The organism is Microbacterium aurum (assembly GCF_016907815.1).
Lineage (GTDB): Bacteria > Actinomycetota > Actinomycetes > Actinomycetales > Microbacteriaceae > Microbacterium > Microbacterium aurum.
The window spans coordinates 412,719-430,755 of record NZ_JAFBCQ010000001.1; the positions used below are offsets into that span (position 1 = coordinate 412,719).

Below are 18,037 nucleotides of genomic sequence, written 5' to 3' on the forward strand. Positions count from 1 at the left end.
GGCCGATGAGCGGCCCGACCCGCCGCGGTCGGGGCAGGCGCCGGCGCGAGTACCGCATCCGCGTCCGTGGGGAACGCCGTGAGCACCCGGACTACGACAAGCTCGCCCGCGCGCTCCTGGAGCACGCCGCCATGCAAGAACGCGCCCATCGCGACGCATCGTCCACGCCCGAGAAGTCCGTCGACGGCGCGGTGACGCCGTCGACCTCGGAGACGGAAGGGAACGCCTCATGACGACGTGGCGTGAACTCCACTTGTCCGCGGTCGACGAAGCCCACGCCCTCGGGTTTCTCCGCGCTCTGGCCGCAACCGAAGGGCGAGGCGGCGTCGTCTGGGAGATCCGTACCGAGGCCGGGCGCACCCGCTACCTCGTCGGCGCGGACCCGACCGACCTGTCCGCGACGCTCTCCACGCTGCGTCGCCTCATGCCGAACGTCGCCGTCACGACACCGGATCCCCGCCGCGAGGCAGAACGGGCGGGCAGGGTGCAGATGCGCGGCCGGTACCTGAACCTCGCCCTCGACGCCCGCACCGAAACACTGCGCGCCGTCCTGGCTGCCCTCTCCGGCGCCACCGGCAAGGACGACACCCTCGTCCTCCAAGTCGTGCTCGGCCGCGCCCTCGCCCCCGAGCTCCTCCCGACCAGCACCCCCGATCCGAGCGCGTCCCTCGGGAAGGTGCTCCTGAGCGGGCCGAAGCCGGCGGAGCGGAGCATGCACGCGCGCATGCAGGACAAGCTCGCCCAGTACCGGTTCCGCACCGTCGTGCGCATCGGCGTCACCAGCCCCTCAACCGTACGCAGGCGTCTGCTCATCCACGGGCTGCTCGCTGCCATACGGACTCTGCAGTCCAGCGGCGTGAAGATCTCCCTCACCACCAAGAACCCCGCCAACCTCGACGCCGGCCTCGTCCCACTGCGTCAGCCGCTGCGCCTCACCCCGGAGGAACTGCTCCCCCTGCTGGCGTGGCCGATCGGCGACGACGACCTCCCGGGTCTACCGAACCGGCACCCAGCACTTCTGCCGCCGCCGAAGACTTACACGCCGCCGAAGGGTCGGACCTTCGCGACGTCGACGTCCCCCGGCAACAGCGTCCCCGTCGGGATCGCGATCACCGACGCCCTGCGCCACACCCACCTGTATGGACCGACCGGGGCAGGCAAGAGCACCCTGATGCTGCACCTCATAAAGGCCGACATCGACGCTGGCCGGTCGGTCGTCGTAGTCGACCCGAAGCGCGACCTCGCCATGGACATCCTCGCCCTCATCCCCGAGCGCCGGACGAGTGACGTCGCGATTATCGACCCGTCCCTCGAGCGCCCGGCGGGCATCAACCCGTTCGCCGGGCTCGCCGGACCCGACGGCGATGACCACCGCGCGTTGGTGGCGGAGATCATGCTCGATCTCTTCCGCGGACTCTTCCCGAACGCCTTCGGCCCGCTCACCGCCGACACCCTCCACGCCTCCTTCCTCACCCTGACCTACGCCCCCGACGCCTCCCTCGCCGCACTCCCAAGGCTGCTCACCGACGACCGCTACCGGAGAAGGGTCGTCGCGACCATCACCGAACCGTCGCTCTTGCAGTTCTGGGCCCAATACGAGCAGAAGAGTCCGGGCCAGCAAGCGGCCGCCATCGGCCCGGTCATGACCCGGCTCCGCCAGTTCCTCCTGCGCCCCGGCGTCCGCGCTGTCCTCGAACAAACCACCCCGGCGTTCCAGCTCGAAGACCTGTTCGTGAAGCCGCGGATCCTGGTGGTCAGCCTCAACAAGGGACTCCTCGGCACGCAGACGGCGAGCCTGCTCGGCTCCCTCGTCGTCGCCCAGCTATGGCAACTCATCCTCGCCCGCGCCGCCGTCCCCGCAGATAAGCGGAAACCGGTCAGCATCTACATCGACGAGGCGCAGAACTTCCTCCACCTCGGCGACCTCGCCGAAGCCCTCGAACAATCGCGCTCACTCGGAGCCGCCTGGCACCTCGCCCACCAACACCGCGCACAGATGCCCGACAAGCTCCTCAAAGCCATCGACGCCAACGCGAGAAACAAGATCATCTTCGGCCTCGAAGACGACGAAGCGAAAACAGCCGCCCGCACGACCGGCCTCGACGCCGAGGACTTCACCCGCCTCCCGCCGTACGAGATCTACGCCAGCCTCCAGAACACAGGCACTCGCACCGGCTGGTTCTCCGCCCGCGTCCTGCCACCACCGAAGGCCATCTCTTCGGCCGACGCGATCATCGCCGAAGCCCAGGCCCGCTACGGCCCCCACCCCATGGCCTCGACGTCACCCGCATCATCGAGCGCCGCGCCGAGCGGCGACCTCACAGATGATGACGAACCCATCGGCCGCCAGAAACGGAGCCCGAAATGAGTGACTTGCAAGAGAAGAGAACGTGTCCGGTCGCCCGACCGTTCGATAGCAGAAACCAGCCGAGCACCCCGCGTAACGACGGTACCTTTCGCCGCGTAAGGGAGGGGACTGTCCCGCCCTTGGCGGGACCCCTCTCGCTCGTCGCGAGGGCCGAGAGGGAGACGCGCAGATGAGCGAACACTCCATACCCGCGACGCGCATCAGCGGAAACCAGATCGCCGCCCTCCTGAAGCGGCTCTCAAGCCGAGACCTCGCCGTCCTGCGCTTCCTCAGCGCCCAGCGCTACGCCTCCACCGCCCACCTGCAGCGAGTCTTCTTCACCGACCACGCCACCCCCAGCGCCGCCACGCGCGCCACCGTCCGCGTCCTCGACCGGCTCTTGACGCTCCGACTCATCACCCGAATGGAGCGGAAGATCGGCGGATCCACCCGCGGCTCCGCGGCCTACATCTGGCACCTCGACTCCGCCGGCGAACGCCTCACCCGCGGACAAAACACACCACGACGCCGCTACACCGAACCCGCCCTCGCATACCTCGACCACACCCTGCAGGTCACCGAGACCGTCGTCGCGCTGCACGAACTCACCCGCGGTGGGGACGCGCACCTCAGCAGCATCGCCGTAGAGACCGCCGCGTGGCGCAGCTTCCTCACCCGGCACGGCACCACCGCCATCCTCAAGCCCGACCTCTACGTGAAGGTATCGACGGAAACCTACGACGACCACTGGTACATCGAAGTCGACCGCGGCACCGAACACCTCCCCGTTCTCCTCGCCAAATGCCGCACCTACGCCGCCTATAAGGCCACCGGCCGCGCCAAAGCCGAGCACGGCGTGTTCCCCCGAGTCCTCTGGGTCGTGCCCACACAGCGGCGCGTGCAGCGCCTCACCACCGCCATCCACACGAACAAGGACCTGCCAGACCGGCTATTCACCGTCATCACGCCGGACCAACTCGAATCGACCATCCGAGACGACGCCGACACCGCAGCAGTCGAAGGGAGGAACCCATGAGCCCCGAAGCACCCCCACCACACCAGCGGGAACCCGAGAACGAGCCCTGGCGCCCACACAGCAACCCGCCGTTCGGGCCGGAAGCAGTAGCGTCCGTCGAACACTCCCTCGCCCAACTGAAAGACCCCGACGACGCCCTCCGCATCCTGAGTGGCGTCGAACAGAACGGCGCCGCGTTCGCCGCCTACCTGATGCTCCATGACACCAACCTGGCCGCCGAGAACATCATTGACACCTTCTACGACAGCTACCTCGACGCCTGGCAACACTTCGACCAGTTCCGCACCGTCGTCCTGGAAAACCTCGGTTGGCTCGACGCCGTGAAGAACGTCATGACCGAGCAAGGCATCACCGCCGACCATCTCGTCTGGAACCGAGGTGCGATCGACGCCCAGATCCTGGAGACCTACGACGCCGTCCACCTCGACGGCTGGTGGCACATCTTCCAGAAGTAACGACTTCCATCCCGCCGTCGCGTGGAAGTGGACACAAGCGCACCCAACAAGAGAAGAACGACAACCAAAGACCGGAGGCACCGACTGGGCCTGCTGATCCGACGAAAGGAGGCGACTATGACCACATCAACTAATCAGCCCGCCGAGAGGCTGGAACCCCTCTCGGGCACTGACGTGAAGCGGGCGACGATTCCTTCCTTCGCGCCGCGCCTCATCACCTCATCGGCGCGTCGTCCCCCAACGATTGCCTTCTGCCGCCCGTCGGCTCATCACAACGGAGTGCCTCATGACGGATAGACGAAGTCGGCGGCGCTACCGCAAGACGCAGGGGCGCCGGGTATGGGTGTTCTCCGAACTCAATCACCACCTGCGGCCAGAACACCTCGCCAAGGTCCTGGTTGCCGCCGGTCTAGAACAGGCTCGTCTCGAAGCTGAAGCCCGCGCCCAACAGACACACTCACTCGGCGACGGAGGCAAAGTTGCGCCTCATCGATGCGAAAAATACATCGATAGCGCGACGGGGGTGGGGAGTTCCGAAGTGTCAATCAACGATGTCGAAGCCCTCGACTTTCAAGCCCAATCGAGCGTTAATGCGGAGGACCTAACCGAAGGAGGGAGCCAATGAACCCGCGCCAAGCAACCAACCACCAAGTCTTCGACAATGCCCCACCACCGCTGCGCTACATCGCACCCGTCACCCGAGACGATGAGTACGAGGACTCTGATGAAGTCCGCTCGCTCACGACAACAGACGCACCGCGCGGAAGCCGCGCCGTGGTCTATGTGCGCGTGTCCAGTAAGGGCCAGCTCAACACGGACTACGACCCAGAGGGGCTTTCGATTCCGGCGCAGCGTGCTGCGTGCGCGCGTAAGGCTGACCAGCTCGGCCTGGTCGTCGTCGGCGAGTACGTCGAGCCAGGACGTTCAGCGACCGAGATGACCAAGCGCGTCGCATTCCAACAAATGCTTGAGCGGATTCGGCGAGAGCGGGACGTCGACTACGTCATCGTGCACAAACTGTCGAGATTTGCGCGCAACCGCCTGGACGACGCGATCGTCATGGCCGACCTCAAGAAGCGTGGCGTGACGCTGATCTCCGCAACCGAGCAGATCGACAGCACCCCTGAAGGCCAGCTCATGCATGGCATCCTGGCGACCTTCAACCAGTACCGGTCCGCCGCCGACGGGGCGGACATCGCCTACAAGATGGGCCAGAAGGCCAGGAATGGCGGCACCCTCGGGCGAGCGCCCATCGGCTATCTGAATACGCTCGACCGCATCGACGGTAGGGAGATTCGTTCGGTCGCGGTCGACGAAGAGCGCGCTCCGTTCGTGAAGCTCGCGTTCGAACTATATGCATCCGGCACCTACACACTGGACGACGTCACCACGGAGCTCGCTGATCGCGGTCTTCGGTCACGCCCCACCATAGCGCGTCCCGCGGCTCCGATTGCGGTCTCGAAGGTGCAACGCCTCCTGCGCGATCGCTACTACCTCGGCGAAATCGAATACAAAGGCGAAACCTACGACGGCAGGCATGAACCTCTGATCGATCCGGAACTCTTCGAGAAGGTCCAAACACTCCTCGACGCACGGAACAAATCTGGCGAACGGCGCATCAAGAATGACCACTACCTGAAGGGCACCATCTGGTGCGGCAGGTGCCGCCTCGAAGACCGCGTGATCAAGCGCATGATCATCATGCGCGCCACCGGTCGAAACGGCGGAGAGTACGCCTACTTCTTCTGCCGCGGCGTCCAAGACCATGTCTGCGACGCGCCCTACTCCAACATGGAGCGCGTTGAGCGTGCCATCGAGGCTCACTACAAGACCATCCGCTTGAGCACCGAGTTCATCGCAGCGGTCCGCGAGAACCTCGAGTCAGCAGTTGCCGACAAAGTGAAAGCCCAGCAGCTACTCCGAAAGCAGCTGGAAAACCAACTCCGTCAGCTGGCGGTCAAGGAAGAGAATCTCCTCGACCTCGCCGCCGATGGTGAGCTGCCGACCGCCCGCATCAAGGTCAAACTGCATGAGATTGGCCGCGATCGCGCGAAGCTCGCCGCCCAACTTGACGCGGTCGAACTCGACCTGTCCGGAGGACTGGCATACATCAACGCCCACCTCGAGCTACTCGCCGACCCCCAGGAACTCTACCGCCGCGCATCGGACGAGATGCGTCGTCAACTGAACCAGGCATTCTTCAACCGCATCTACGTCGTGAATGACGAGGTGGTCGGCGACGAGCTGAATTCACCGCTGGTCGAGTTGTTGGCCGCTGAACGCGGCTGGACGGCCCTAGTTGTACTGACCTCGACCGTTGTTGATGCGGTCGATGGGTGAGATGCCTCCGATGCCGAGGTGGCGCCTGTCTAGGTTGTAGTGGTCGAGCCAGGTCGTCAAGCCGGAGGCCCGGTCCTCGTTCGAGGTCCAGGGTCTCGCGTAGGCCCACTCGGTCGCGAGGGTCCGGTTCAGGCGTTCGACCTTCCCATTGGTCCAGGGGCAGTGCGGTTTGATGAACCGGTGCTTGATGCCGTGCTGCTCGATCACCGCGCGGAACGCGGTCGAGTGGCGGTATGCGAACGCGTTGTCACTGATCACCCGCTCGACCTTCACTCCGAGGGTCGCGTAGAACGCGATCGCCCGCTCGAGAACACCGGCCGCGGTGGTGCCCTTCTCATCATCGTGGATCTCCGCGTAAGCGACCCGGGAGTGGTCGTCGATGACGGTGTGGACGTAGTCGTAACCCAGCCCTCGCTTGCGGGCGGGTCGTTCACCGCGGCCGTGGAGGCGCCACCCGCCGCCGGCGGGGATGCGGCCCAGCTTCTTCACATCGACGTGGATCAACGACCCGGGATGGTCGTGCTCGTAGCGCCGTCCCGTCCGGCGGGTCGCGCGGATCACCGTCCCGGTGACCGGGTCCAGCTCCCGCAGCAGCGGGACGTGGTGGCGGCGCAGCACCCGCCCCACCGTCGAGGGCTGCAGGCCGAGCCGGCCCGCGATGAACACCGGACCGCGACGAGTGACGTGTCGCATGATCCGCACCCGCGTCTCCACGCATGCCGCCGTCCTACGCGGGTGCGAGTGGGCGACGCTGGAACGATCCTGCAGACCTGCGGAGCCGTGTTCCCGGAACCGACGCCACCACCGCCACGCAGTCGTGCGCGAGATCCCCATCTCCGCCGCGACATGCGCGACCGCACGCCCCGACTCGATGCGCTGGACCATGATCAACCTGCCGGCCGGAGTCAGCCGGGCATTAGCGTGGGACACGAGAGACCTCCGTGGACTCGAGGGAACCTAGACAGCTCCAACTCGACTACGGAGGTCTCTCCTACGTCAACAACGATCCGGGTCAGTACACCTAGAAGCCGGGCAGAGCCTCGAAACGGCCATAGTCGTAGCCAGTGCGGAAGCGGCCCGCAGAAGCCCGGAAACAGCAGAAAAGGCCACCCCGAAGGGTGACCTTTTCGTTGGAACCGTAGGTGACCTGCTTACCGCCCTGCAAAGCCGGGGCGATTGCAGTAAGCCTCCTATGGTGCGCGAGGGGGGAGTTGAACCCCCACGCCCTTTCGGGCACTGGCACCTGAAGCCAGCGCGTCTGCCTATTCCGCCACTCGCGCGAGCCGCGGCATCCGAAGATCCCACGGACTCAACTTCCCGAGGATATCACGGCGCGCGCGTGGTCCCGAATCCGCGCACCGGCGGGGGTTTCCGTACTCGCTCAGGCTGTACAACTAGCATGTACCCACCGGCCCCCGAGCATGAGGAGCCCCGTGGGACTACTGGACAGCTTCGAGAAGGGACTCGAGCGCGCGGTCAACAGCGCGTTCGCGAAGTCCTTCCGCAGCGGCATTCAACCGGTCGAGATCGCCGCCGCCCTGCGCAGCGAACTCGACGCCAAGGCCGCCGTCGTCAGCCGTGACCGCATCCTCGCGCCCAACGCCTTCGAGGTGCGCCTGGCCCCGGCGGATGCCGAGCGCATGCGCTCACTGGGCTCGACACTCGACGACGAACTGCTGAGCCTCGTCCAGAAGCACGCCAAGGCGCAGGGCTTCAGCTTCGCCGGGCCCGTCACCGTCTCCCTCGCCACCGACGAGCAACTCTCCACGGGCACCCTGCGCGTCGACTCGCAGACCGCGGCCGGCCAGGTCGCCTGGCGCGGCGTCGTCGACATCGCCGGCGCCCGGCATCCGCTCGCGAAGGGCCGCACCGTCATCGGCCGCGGCAGCGACGCCGACATCACGATCGCGGATGCCGGGACGAGCCGCCGTCACGTCGAGATCCTGTGGGACGGCGAGCGCGCCATGGTCCGCGACCTCGGTTCCACCAACGGCACCGAGCTCGACGGCCGCAAGGTCTCCGAAGCCCCCCTGCCGCCCGACTCCGTCATCAAGATCGGGCGCACCGAGATCGTCTTCCGCGTCATCGCCCAAGCCACGCCGCCCCGCCCGAGCGTGTCGGCCTCCGACGCCACGCGCGCCTTCGGGTTCGACGGTCCCCGCTTCGAGGGGGGCGCCCGGTGACGAGCGAACTGACCCTGCTGCTCCTGCAGATCGGCTTCCTGATCCTGCTGTGGTTCTTCGTCTTCGCGGTCGTCTACTCCCTCCGCGCCGATCTGTTCGGCGTGAAGGTGCGCAAGCTCCCCGATCCGGCACCGGCGGCGGCCCCGGCCGCCGCCGCGCCCCCGCCCGCGCAGGCGGCGACGGCGCCGATCGCGCCCGCCGCGGCCAGCGCCCCGGCCCCCTCCAGCCCGCAGAAGGCGACGCGAGACGCCGTCTCGCGCATCGTCATCACGAGCGGCCCCAAGGCGGGGCTCGAACTTCCGCTCGGCACCGACGCCCTCACGATCGGCCGCTCCAGCGAGTCGGGCCTCGTCATCCGCGACGACTACACCTCCAGCCACCACGCCCGGCTCCTCCTGTGGGGCGACCAGTGGATGATCCAGGACCTCGACTCGACCAACGGCACCTGGCACGACGGCCACCGCGTCAGCACCCCGGTGCCCGTGCGCATCGGCGCCCCCATCAAGGTCGGCGCGACGACCTTCGAGTTGAGGAAGTAGCCGGCGCCGCATGGTCTTCGAGGGATCGAGCGTCGCGATCTCCCACACGGGAAAGGTGCGCTCCAACAACCAGGACTCGGGCTACGCCGGCTCGAACCTGTTCGTCGTCGCCGACGGCATGGGCGGCCATGCCGGCGGTGACGTCGCCTCGAGCCTCGCCGTGCACCGCCTGAAAGAGCTCGACCACCCCTTCGCGTCGACCGGCGAGGCCGAGCGCGCGCTGCAGGACGCCATCGGGTCCACGGCATCCGTCCTCATCGACACCGTCGCCCGCCGACCCGAGCTCGCCGGCATGGGCACCACCGTCAGCGGCCTCATCATGGTCGACGACTACGCCGTCATCGCGCATATCGGCGACTCGCGCATCTATCTGTACCGCGACGACGCGCTCACCCAGATCACGACCGACCACACCTTCGTGCAGCGCCTCGTGGACTCGGGTCGCATCACCCCCGAAGAGGCCCGCTACCACCCGCGCCGCTCCGTGCTCATGCGCGTGCTCGGCGACATGGACCCCGATCCCGAGATCGACACGTTCATCATGCCGACCCAGCCGGGTGACCGCTGGCTGCTGTGCTCCGACGGCCTCTCCGGCGTCGTCGACGACGCCCACACCAGCAAGGTGCTGGGGCAGAAGCTCCCGCCGGGGCGCACCGCCGATCTGCTGCTCAAGCAGGCGCTCGACGCCGGTGCCCCCGACAACGTCACCGTCGTCATCGTCGACGTCGGCGGCAGCCACCCGATGTTCAGCGGCACCCCGACGATCGTCGGCTCGGCGTCGAACCCGCAGGGCGTCGACGTGCCCGCCGCCCGGCCCGGCCGCACCAGCTGGCTGCACCCCGCCCGGCAGGCGGCGAACGAGCCGACCCACTTCGAGCCGGCCGCCGAGTTCCTCGAAGAGCTCATCGAGGAGGATCGCCGCCGCGCCCGCCGCCGGCGCATCTGGTGGGTCGTCGGGTTCGTCGTCATCCTCGCCGCCCTGGCGGGGGCGCTGTTCGGCGCCTACAGCTGGACGCAGTCGCGCTACTTCGTCGGCGCCGACGACGATTCCGTGGTGATCTACCGCGGGATCCAGCAGGATCTCGGCCCGATCCCGCTCTCGTCGGTGCACGAAGACACCGGCATCCTGCTGTCGGAACTGCCCTTCTACCAGCGGCTCGCGGTCACCGCGACGATCTCGGCGCGGTCGCTGGCCGACGCTGAGGCGATCGTGGAGACCCTCCGCGAGACCGTGGAGGACACGCCATGACCGCCGTCGACACCGGCCAGGCCGACACCACCGTCGTGAAGGCACTGCGCAGACTCCGGATGCCGCAGACACAGCGCAACCGTGAGCTCGGCCTGCTGCTGTTCGCGTTCCTCATCAACGGCGCCGCGGTCGCCCTCGTGCAGCTCGGCGCCCTCGGCCACATCGACTGGACGTTCCTGTACTACTGCGGTGCGCTGACCGCCCTCGTCCTCGGCCTTCACATCGTGCTGCGCTATCGCGCCCCGCAGGCCGACCCGTTCGTCGTGCCCATCGCGACCGTGCTGTCGGGCCTGGGGCTCGCGATGATCTACCGCATCGACATCGGCCGCAGCATCTCGGGATGGGAGGCGCTGTCGACCCGGCAGCTGGTGTGGCTCGGCATCGCGCTGGCCGGCGCCGTCGCCCTCGTGCTGGCGTTGCGCAACTATCGCGTGCTGTTCCGCTACACCTACGTCTCGGGCCTGGCGGGTGTCGTCCTGCTGCTCCTGCCGTTCGTGCCGGGCTTGGGCGTCGAGGCCGGCGCCGACGTGTGGATCTCCATCGGCGGCATCTTCTCCTTCCAGCCGGGCGAGCTCGCGAAGATCTGCCTCGCGATCTTCTTCGCCGGCTACCTCGTGCGCACCCGCGAGGCGCTCAGCTCGGTGGGCCGGCGGTTCCTCGGGATCACCTGGCCGCGCGCGCGCGACCTCGGCCCGCTGCTGCTCATCTGGTTCGCGTCCCTCGGCATCATCGTGCTGCAGCGCGACCTCGGCACTGGCATGCTCATCTTCGGCATGTTCATCGCCATGCTCTACACCGCCACCGGCAAGACCAGCTGGGTCTTCCTGGGGCTCTCGCTGGCGGCGGTCGGTGTCGCGGTGGCGACGCAGATCCTGCCGTATGTGCGCGCCCGGTTCACGAACTGGCTCGACACCTTCAACCCCGACACCATCGACGGCTCCAGCATGCAGCTGGCCAGCGGCATCTTCGGCCTCGCGCACGGCGGACTCATCGGCACCGGACTCGGCCGCGGCCGCCCGGGACTGACCCCCCTGTCGCAGAGCGACTACATCTTCCCGAGTCTCGGCGAGGAACTCGGCCTCATCGGCGTCTTCGCGATCCTCTGCCTCTACATGGTCTTCGCCAGCCGCGGCGTGCGCATCGGCATCGCCGGTCAGGACGATTTCGGAAAGCTGCTGGCGACGGGACTGTCGTTCACGATCGCGCTGCAGGTGTTCATCATGGTCGGCGGTGTCACGCGCGTCATCCCGCTGACGGGGCTGACGACGCCGTTCCTCGCCGCGGGCGGTTCGTCGCTCGTGGCGAACTGGATCATCGTCGCCCTGCTGCTGCGCATCTCCGACGCGGTCCGCTCGAGGCCCCGCGTGGTGATCGGATGAGGGGGGTGACCACATGACCAAAGAGCTCCGCCGCCTCAGCTTCATCATGCTGGCGATGTTCATCGCGCTGTTCGGCGCCACGAGCTGGATCCAGGTCGTCCAAGCCGGCGACCTCGGCGAGAACCCGCACAACAAGCGCGCCCTCTACGACTCGTTCGAGGTGCAGCGCGGATCGATCATCGCCGGTGACGAGGTGATCGCCACGTCGGTGCCGAGCGACGACATCTACAGCTGGCAGCGGCAGTACGCGGATGCAACGATGTGGGCGCCGGTGACCGGCTTCATCAATCCACTGCTGCAGTCCGCGACGGGGCTGGAGCGGGCGATGAACCGCGAGTTGTCCGGCACGGCGAGCTCGCAGTTCCTCGCGGGCATCGAGCGCATCATCACGGGGCAGCCGGCGCGGGGGTCCAACGTCCTGGTGACCCTCGACCCGGCACTGCAGAAAGTGGCGTTCGACGCCCTCGGCGACGACGAGGGGGCGGTGGTCGCCATGGAGCCGAAGACCGGCCGCATCCTCGCGATGGTGACGAGCCCCAGCTACGACCCGAACACGCTCGCCGTGCACAACGCCGCGCAGGTCAACGCGACCTACGACGAGCTCGTCGCGAACGCCCTGAACCCGCTGTGGAACCGCGCGATCGAGGGCAACCTCAACCCGCCGGGGTCGACGTTCAAGCTCGTCGTGACCTCGGCCGCGCTCTCCTCGGGGAAGTTCACCCCCGACTCGACCTTCCCCAATCCCGCCCGCTACACGCTGCCCGGCACGTCGACCTCGATCAGCAACTTCGACGGCGGCACGTGCGGAGCCGGCGACGAGGTCACCATCGCGACGGCGCTGCGCCTCAGCTGCAACATCCCGATGGCCCAGCTGGCCGTGGCCCTCGGCGAGGACGCCATCCGCACCGAGGCGGAGAAGTACGGCTTCAACTCCGGGTTCGACATCCCGCTGGCCGTCACGCCCTCGGTGTACCCGACCGGGCAGCTCTCCGACGACAAGGTCGCTCTCACCGGCTTCGGGCAGGGCGACGTGCAGGCCACGCCCCTGCAGATCGCGATGGTCGCCGCCGGCATCGCCAACGACGGCGTCGTGATGAACCCGCGACTGGTCGACCGCGTGGTCGCCCCCGACCTGACGGTGCAGCAGACCTTCGAGGACAGCGAGTTCGGTCGTGCGCTGAGCACGGCGGATGCCGCGACGATGACCTCTCTCATGGTCGCCAATGTCAGTGACGGCGCGGCGAGCGGTGCAAGAATAGACGGGGTCGACGTGGCTGGGAAGACCGGTACCGCGGAGCACGGTCCTTCGGATCCGTACACGCTGTGGTTCACCGGATTTGCGCCCGCGGATGACCCGCAGGTCGTCGTCGCCGTCATGGTGGAGAACGGCGGAGGACTCGGCCAGCACGGCACGAGCAACGGAATCGCGGCCCCGATCGCGAAGAAAGTCATTGAGGCGGTGCTGAGCAGATGAGACCGACACAGGGTGTGAGCTTCGGCGGGCGCTATGAACTCGACTCGCGAATCGCGATCGGCGGCATGGGCGAGGTCTGGGAGGCCACCGATCACGTGATCGGCCGCACCGTGGCGATCAAGATCCTCAAGGACGAGTACATGGGCGACCCGGGGTTCCTGGAGCGCTTCCGCGCCGAGGCCCGCCACGCCGCACTCGTCAACCACGAGGGCATCGCGAGCGTCTTCGACTACGGCGAGGAGAACGGCTCCGCCTTCCTCGTCATGGAGCTCGTCCCCGGTGAGGCGCTGTCGACGATCCTCGAGCGCGAGGGGTCGCTGTCGACCGACAAGACGCTCGACATCGTCGCGCAGACCGCCGCCGCGCTGCAGGCCGCGCACGCGGCCGGCCTCGTCCACCGCGACATCAAGCCCGGGAACCTCCTCATCACCCCCGACGGCCGTGTCAAGATCACCGACTTCGGCATCGCCCGCATCGCCGACCAGGTGCCGCTGACGGCAACCGGGCAGGTCATGGGGACCGTGCAGTACCTCTCGCCCGAGCAGGCGTCCGGTCACCCGGCATCCCCCGCCACCGACATCTACTCGCTCGGCATCGTCGCCTACGAGTGCCTGGCCGGCAAGCGCCCCTTCACGGGCGAATCGCAGGTCGCGATCGCGATGGCGCAGATCAACGACACCCCGCCGGCGCTGCCGGCGACGATCGCCGAGCCGGTGCGCAACTTCGTGATGAGCATGATCGCGAAGAAGCCCGAAGACCGCCCGGCCACCGCCTCCGCGGTGGCGCGCGCGGCGACCGCCCTGCGCCGCGGCGACGTTGCGGGCGCCGCCGCGATCGTGCCGGCGATCGCCGGCAGCGTGCCCGTCGATGAGGTCACGCAGCTGCTCACTCCGGGTGCTCTCGGCACCGCCGAGGCCACGCGCATCCTGCCGCAGGCCGCGCCCGCCGCGGATGCCGAGGAGCCCGCCCCCGAGAAGAAGAAGCGGAGTCCCTGGACATGGCCGCTGATCGCGCTCATCGCGATCCTGCTGCTCGTCCTCGGCGGCACGCTGTTCGCCCTCTTCGCCAACCCCGGCGGTGAGCCGGCACCGTCGTCGTCGACGCCGAGCACGACCCCGACCGAGCCCTCGGACACCCCGACCCCTGAGCCGACGAACATCCCGATCACCAGCCTCGGCTTCATCGGCAAGACGTGCGACGAGGCGATGACGATCGCGCAGGAGAACGAGCTCACCGGCGTCGTCTGCGAACGCGGCACCCCTGCGCCGACGGCCGGCGACGTCGGGAAGATCTACCAGACCAACCCCGCCGCCGGAAACGTGCAGCGGAACACGTCGATCACGCTGACCTTCTACGACGAGCAGTCCGCCATCGACACGCCGGGCGCCCCCACCGTGGTGAACAACCCGCCCGGATCGTCGTCGTTCACCGTCACCTGGCCGGCCTTCACGTGCCCCGCGGGGTCGTCGCTCACGGCGTTCAACATGTCGGTGATCAACGGCACGTTCGACGCGAACAACGGCACGACCTACCAGGCGCCGCCGAGCCCGCGCAGCCTCACCGTCACCGCGAACGCCGATGCCCAGCCGGGTTCGCTCGTGCTCGTGTCGTACACCGCGCAGTGCGGCGACCGCGAGTCGCCCGCCTCACCGGAAGGCCAGGCGCCGATCCCGACGCAGACGACGAGTCCGACACCCGACACCGCCCCCTGATCGTCGCCGATCGCGCCGGGTTCTCGCCCAGGCCGGTCGGTTAGGCTGGCTGTCGAATCCGCCCCGTTGGTCAGGGCTTTGGGAGTGAAGTGTCTGCAGAGCCACGCGTGCTGTCCGATCGCTACCGCGTCGATGAACTCATCGGCCGCGGCGGCATGGCCAGCGTCTACCGAGGGCGCGATCTCAGGCTCGGCCGCGAGGTCGCGATCAAGATCCTCAAGCGCGAACTGGCCGACGACAGCGCGTTCCGCACCCGGTTCCGCCTCGAGGCGCAGGCGGCCTCCCGCATGTCGCACCCCACCATCGTGCGGGTGTTCGATGCCGGCGAGGACACCGAGACGGATGCCGACGGCACGACCCACTCGGTTCCGTACATCGTCATGGAGCTCGTCGACGGCACACTGCTGAAGGACATCATCGCGTCGGGTCCGGTGCCGATGACCGACGCCGTCCGCTACCTCGACGGCATCCTCGAGGCGCTCGAGTACTCGCACCGCGCCGGGGTCGTCCACCGCGACATCAAGCCCGGCAACGTGATGGTCGCCGGCTCGGGGCAGGTCAAGGTGATGGACTTCGGCATCGCGCGCGCGGTGTCGGACTCGTCGTCGACCGTCGCCGAGACGACCGCGATCCTCGGCACCGCCGCCTACTTCTCTCCCGAGCAGGCCAAGGGCGAGCCGGTCGACGCGCGCGCCGACCTGTATTCGGCGGGCGTCGTGCTCTACGAGCTGCTCACCGGACGCGCGCCGTTCCGCGGCGAGTCGCCGGTCGCGGTGGCCTACCAGCACGTCAGCGAGACACCGGTCCCGCCCTCCGAGCTCGTCGACACCGTGCCGCGATCGCTGGATGCCGTCGCGCTGCGCGCCCTGGCGAAGGACCCGTTCCAGCGCTATCAGGACGCCGCATCGTTCCGCGAGGCGCTGGACGCGACGCTGGAGGGGCGCGCCCCGACGAAGAAGCAGCTCGGCGCCCTGACGAGCGAGCTGTACGGCGCGAACCCGCGTCAGGCGGCCGAGACGGCGCGGTCGCTGCGGCAGCTGACGACCGACACGACGATGCGGCGCACCCAGTCGGGTCCGCCCGTCGCGTGGATCTGGGCCGGCGTGGCCGTGCTCGCCGTCGTCTTGATCTCGGTGCTCATCTGGGTGATGACCGCCCGGCCCGGCCCGACTCTGCACCCGAACGCCCGCATCGTGCCGAACATCACGGACATGTCGTGGGAGCGGGCCAACGAGGAGCTCTTCAAGAACGACCTGCAGGCCGATCGGCTCGAGGAGAGTAGCGATCAGATCGCGGCCGGCAACGTCATCCGCACCGATCCGTCGGCCGGCACCACCGTCGCGCCGGGGCAGATGATCAAGGTGTACGTGTCCACCGGTCAGCAGATGAGCACCGTGCCGACGCTCACCGGACTGTCGTCGACGGATGCCGAGGCCGCCCTCGCCGAGGCCGGGCTGACGCTCGGGGCGATCACGACACGCAGCGACCCGGACCTCGCCGCCGGCACCGTCATGTCGGCGGATCAGACGGAGGGGAGCGAGGTGCCCCTGGGAACCACCGTGAACCTCGTGGTCGCCAGCGGCAAGGTCGCCCTCAACAACGTCGTCGGCTACACCGTCGAGGCGGCGCAGCGGGAGCTTTCCTCCGACGCGCTGAAGCTCAACCCGGTCGTCATCGAAGACCCCGGCTGCCCCGCGACGGCCGATCGGACCGTGGCCGCGCAGTCGCTCCCGCCGGGCGACGTGCCGATCCACTCCACCGTCGAGCTGACGGTCTGCACCGGCTCCTAGAGCTGCCGCAGCGGACTGCGGCGCGCCCCACGGGCCGCCGCGCCGGCCACGCCGGTGCGCTCCAGCCAGGTGCCGAGCAGCCGGTACCCGCCCTCGGTGAGCACCGCCTCGGGGTGGAACTGCACCCCCCACAGCGGCAGGGTGCGGTGAGCGAGCCCCATGATGACGCCCGCCGCGGTGCGCGCCGTGACCTCCAGTTCCGGCGGAACGGATGCCGGCACCACCGCGAGGGAGTGGTACCGCGTCGCCGTGAACGGCGACGGCAGACCGAGGAACAGGCCGCGCCCGTCGTGGTGCACCTGCGACGTCGTGCCGTGACGCAGTTCGGGGGCCTCATCGACGTCTGCGCCGAATGCGACGGCGAGCGCCTGATGCCCGAGGCAGACCCCGAGCACCGGGATGCCGCGGCCCGCCGCCGCCCGGATGACCCCCACCGACGCGCCGGCCGCCTCGGGCCTCCCGGGTCCGGGGGAGACGAGCACCCCGGCGACACCGGCGAGCGCGGCCGCCGGGTCTGCCACGGCATCCGCCTCGATCATCGTCGTCGTCGCGCCGAGCTCGTGGAGGTATCCGACGAGCGTGTAGACGAAGCTGTCGTGGTTGTCGACGACGAGGACGTCAGCCACCGACGGTGGACTCCTGCGGGTTGATGAACTGGCCCGCCCAGGGGAAGACGTACCAGAACAGGCCATAGAGCACGGCGGCCAGCAGCACGAGCAGGATCAGCACCCGCACCCACGCCGGGCCGGGCAGAATGCGCCAGAGGGCGGCGTACATCAGGCGGTCACCCCTTCGGTGAGCGAGGCCGGCGGCCCGTCGGCGGTCGGTGTGAAGCTGTCGAAGACGGCGTACGCGATGATGCGCTCCAGCATGTTGAGCTTCGGTGCGCAGCTGGTCAGCGTGAGGTAGCGGCCGTTGGCGGCGACACCGACCTGCTGGGGCACCGGCAGCAGCACCTCGACCTGGGTGTCCTGCACGTACTCGAGGGTGCGGAACCGGTAGGTGTACCAGCCGTCGGGGGTCTGCACGACGATCGCGTCGCCGATCACGAGCTTGTCGATCGGGTCGAAGGGCGCACCGGAGGTCCAGCGGTGCGCGGCGTAGACGGTGTTGCCGATGTCGCCGGGCATGGCGGTGTCGACGTAGTGGCCGATCTCGCCCTGGTCGAGGATGTCCTTGCGCGTCGTGCCACCGGCGATCGTGAACTGCCAGTCGGGTCCGAACCGCGGCACGAACATGACGCCGAACTGCTGGCCGTGCTCGGGCTGGGCGAGCACCGGGACGATCAGATCGGCGGTGTCGGTGGGCGTCGGCGGCGGGATGCGTGTCGCGGACTCGGTCGGGGCGGTGGTCTGCTGCGTCCAGCTCTGCGAGAGGGCGCTGGCCTCGTTGTGCTTCTGCGAGCCGATGATCCAGTCACCGATCCACATCTGCCAGGCGACGTAGAGGAGGGCGACGACACCGATGGTGATGAGGATCTCGCCGAGGACGCCGATCACCGAGACACGGCGCCGCTGGTGAGCTTCCCCCATG

At 68.4% G+C, this 18,037-nt stretch carries 16 protein-coding genes and 1 tRNA gene; 12 read left to right on the forward strand and 5 right to left on the reverse strand.

Annotated elements, in window-relative coordinates:
- The first annotated feature begins 5 nt into the window (after positions 1-5).
- From JOD60_RS02035 to JOD60_RS02055, 5 genes are all read left to right on the forward strand, one after another.
- Positions 6-233 carry a hypothetical protein gene (locus JOD60_RS02035; protein ID WP_076691985.1) on the forward strand — a complete coding sequence of 76 codons (228 nt, stop codon included), beginning with the start codon at positions 6-8 and terminating at the stop codon, positions 231-233.
- A complete protein-coding gene (locus tag JOD60_RS02040) occupies positions 230-2,368 on the forward strand; it encodes a type IV secretory system conjugative DNA transfer family protein (protein WP_084202111.1) in 2,139 nt (712 codons plus the stop codon). The genes JOD60_RS02035 and JOD60_RS02040 overlap by 4 nt, the downstream gene beginning before the upstream one ends.
- Before the next feature lie 169 nt (positions 2,369-2,537).
- Entirely contained in the window at positions 2,538-3,383 is an 846-nt protein-coding gene (locus JOD60_RS02045; RefSeq protein ID WP_084202112.1) for a replication-relaxation family protein, read from the forward strand.
- Positions 3,380-3,838 (forward strand): hypothetical protein, encoded by a 459-nt coding sequence (locus tag JOD60_RS02050; protein WP_076691986.1) that lies wholly within the window; start codon positions 3,380-3,382, stop codon positions 3,836-3,838. The genes JOD60_RS02045 and JOD60_RS02050 overlap by 4 nt, the downstream gene beginning before the upstream one ends.
- Before the next feature lie 621 nt (positions 3,839-4,459).
- Positions 4,460-6,178: a recombinase family protein gene (locus JOD60_RS02055; protein WP_076691987.1), complete on the forward strand. Its 1,719-nt coding sequence runs from the start codon at positions 4,460-4,462 to the stop codon at positions 6,176-6,178.
- Here JOD60_RS02055 and JOD60_RS02060 read toward each other — a convergent pair.
- The gene (locus JOD60_RS02060) at positions 6,134-7,108 is read right to left on the reverse strand and encodes an IS481 family transposase (RefSeq protein ID WP_076691988.1); all 975 of its coding nucleotides are present in this window, start codon (positions 7,106-7,108) and stop codon (positions 6,134-6,136) included. The genes JOD60_RS02055 and JOD60_RS02060 overlap by 45 nt on opposite strands.
- A gap of 263 nt (positions 7,109-7,371) precedes the next feature.
- Positions 7,372-7,458, reverse strand: a tRNA-Leu gene (locus JOD60_RS02065).
- Between the two features lie 153 nt (positions 7,459-7,611).
- Here JOD60_RS02065 and JOD60_RS02070 point away from each other — a divergent pair.
- The 7 genes from JOD60_RS02070 to pknB all read left to right on the forward strand — a co-directional run bounded on the left by JOD60_RS02070 (position 7,612) and on the right by pknB (position 16,504).
- Positions 7,612-8,361 carry an FHA domain-containing protein gene (locus JOD60_RS02070; protein WP_076691989.1) on the forward strand — a complete coding sequence of 250 codons (750 nt, stop codon included), beginning with the start codon at positions 7,612-7,614 and terminating at the stop codon, positions 8,359-8,361.
- A complete protein-coding gene (locus JOD60_RS02075) occupies positions 8,358-8,900 on the forward strand; it encodes an FHA domain-containing protein FhaB/FipA (protein WP_076691990.1) in 543 nt (180 codons plus the stop codon). The genes JOD60_RS02070 and JOD60_RS02075 overlap by 4 nt, the downstream gene beginning before the upstream one ends.
- A 10-nt stretch (positions 8,901-8,910) precedes the next feature.
- A complete protein-coding gene (locus tag JOD60_RS02080) occupies positions 8,911-10,149 on the forward strand; it encodes a PP2C family protein-serine/threonine phosphatase (protein WP_076691991.1) in 1,239 nt (412 codons plus the stop codon).
- Entirely contained in the window at positions 10,146-11,528 is a 1,383-nt protein-coding gene (locus JOD60_RS02085; protein WP_076691992.1) for an FtsW/RodA/SpoVE family cell cycle protein, read from the forward strand. Before JOD60_RS02080 ends, JOD60_RS02085 begins: the two co-directional genes overlap by 4 nt.
- A gap of 13 nt (positions 11,529-11,541) precedes the next feature.
- Entirely contained in the window at positions 11,542-13,002 is a 1,461-nt protein-coding gene (locus JOD60_RS02090; protein WP_076691993.1) for a peptidoglycan D,D-transpeptidase FtsI family protein, read from the forward strand.
- Positions 12,999-14,714, forward strand: a complete 1,716-nt coding sequence (locus tag JOD60_RS02095) for a serine/threonine-protein kinase (protein WP_076691994.1) — start codon at positions 12,999-13,001, stop codon at positions 14,712-14,714. The genes JOD60_RS02090 and JOD60_RS02095 overlap by 4 nt, the downstream gene beginning before the upstream one ends.
- An 89-nt stretch (positions 14,715-14,803) precedes the next feature.
- Positions 14,804-16,504 carry a Stk1 family PASTA domain-containing Ser/Thr kinase gene (gene pknB, locus JOD60_RS02100; protein WP_076691995.1) on the forward strand — a complete coding sequence of 567 codons (1,701 nt, stop codon included), beginning with the start codon at positions 14,804-14,806 and terminating at the stop codon, positions 16,502-16,504.
- Here pknB and JOD60_RS02105 read toward each other — a convergent pair.
- The 3 genes from JOD60_RS02105 to JOD60_RS02115 are packed head-to-tail and all read right to left on the reverse strand — an operon-like array spanning position 16,501 to position 18,036.
- A complete protein-coding gene (locus JOD60_RS02105; RefSeq protein ID WP_076691996.1) occupies positions 16,501-17,130 on the reverse strand; it encodes an anthranilate synthase component II in 630 nt (209 codons plus the stop codon). The genes pknB and JOD60_RS02105 overlap by 4 nt on opposite strands.
- Positions 17,123-17,281 (reverse strand): hypothetical protein, encoded by a 159-nt coding sequence (locus tag JOD60_RS02110; RefSeq protein WP_198159096.1) that lies wholly within the window; start codon positions 17,279-17,281, stop codon positions 17,123-17,125. Before JOD60_RS02110 ends, JOD60_RS02105 begins: the two co-directional genes overlap by 8 nt.
- Complete coding sequence (locus JOD60_RS02115; RefSeq protein WP_076691997.1) at positions 17,281-18,036, reverse strand: class E sortase; 756 nt, start codon at positions 18,034-18,036, stop codon at positions 17,281-17,283. The genes JOD60_RS02110 and JOD60_RS02115 overlap by 1 nt, the downstream gene beginning before the upstream one ends.
- Between the last annotated feature and the right edge of the window lies 1 nt (position 18,037).

Bases quoted from the DNA above. Each gene is read 5' to 3' on its own strand.
- JOD60_RS02035 (WP_076691985.1), top strand. From the start codon at position 6: ATGAGCGGCCCGACCCGCCGCGGTCGGGGCAGGCGCCGGCGCGAGTAC.
- JOD60_RS02040 (WP_084202111.1), top strand. From the start codon at position 230: ATGACGACGTGGCGTGAACTCCACTTGTCCGCGGTCGACGAAGCCCAC.
- JOD60_RS02045 (WP_084202112.1), top strand. From the start codon at position 2,538: ATGAGCGAACACTCCATACCCGCGACGCGCATCAGCGGAAACCAGATC.
- JOD60_RS02050 (WP_076691986.1), top strand. From the start codon at position 3,380: ATGAGCCCCGAAGCACCCCCACCACACCAGCGGGAACCCGAGAACGAG.
- JOD60_RS02055 (WP_076691987.1), top strand. From the start codon at position 4,460: ATGAACCCGCGCCAAGCAACCAACCACCAAGTCTTCGACAATGCCCCA.
- JOD60_RS02080 (WP_076691991.1), top strand. From the start codon at position 8,911: ATGGTCTTCGAGGGATCGAGCGTCGCGATCTCCCACACGGGAAAGGTG.
- JOD60_RS02085 (WP_076691992.1), top strand. From the start codon at position 10,146: ATGACCGCCGTCGACACCGGCCAGGCCGACACCACCGTCGTGAAGGCA.
- JOD60_RS02090 (WP_076691993.1), top strand. From the start codon at position 11,542: ATGACCAAAGAGCTCCGCCGCCTCAGCTTCATCATGCTGGCGATGTTC.
- JOD60_RS02095 (WP_076691994.1), top strand. From the start codon at position 12,999: ATGAGACCGACACAGGGTGTGAGCTTCGGCGGGCGCTATGAACTCGAC.
- JOD60_RS02110 (WP_198159096.1), bottom strand. From the start codon at position 17,281: ATGTACGCCGCCCTCTGGCGCATTCTGCCCGGCCCGGCGTGGGTGCGG.
- JOD60_RS02115 (WP_076691997.1), bottom strand. From the start codon at position 18,036: ATGGGGGAAGCTCACCAGCGGCGCCGTGTCTCGGTGATCGGCGTCCTC.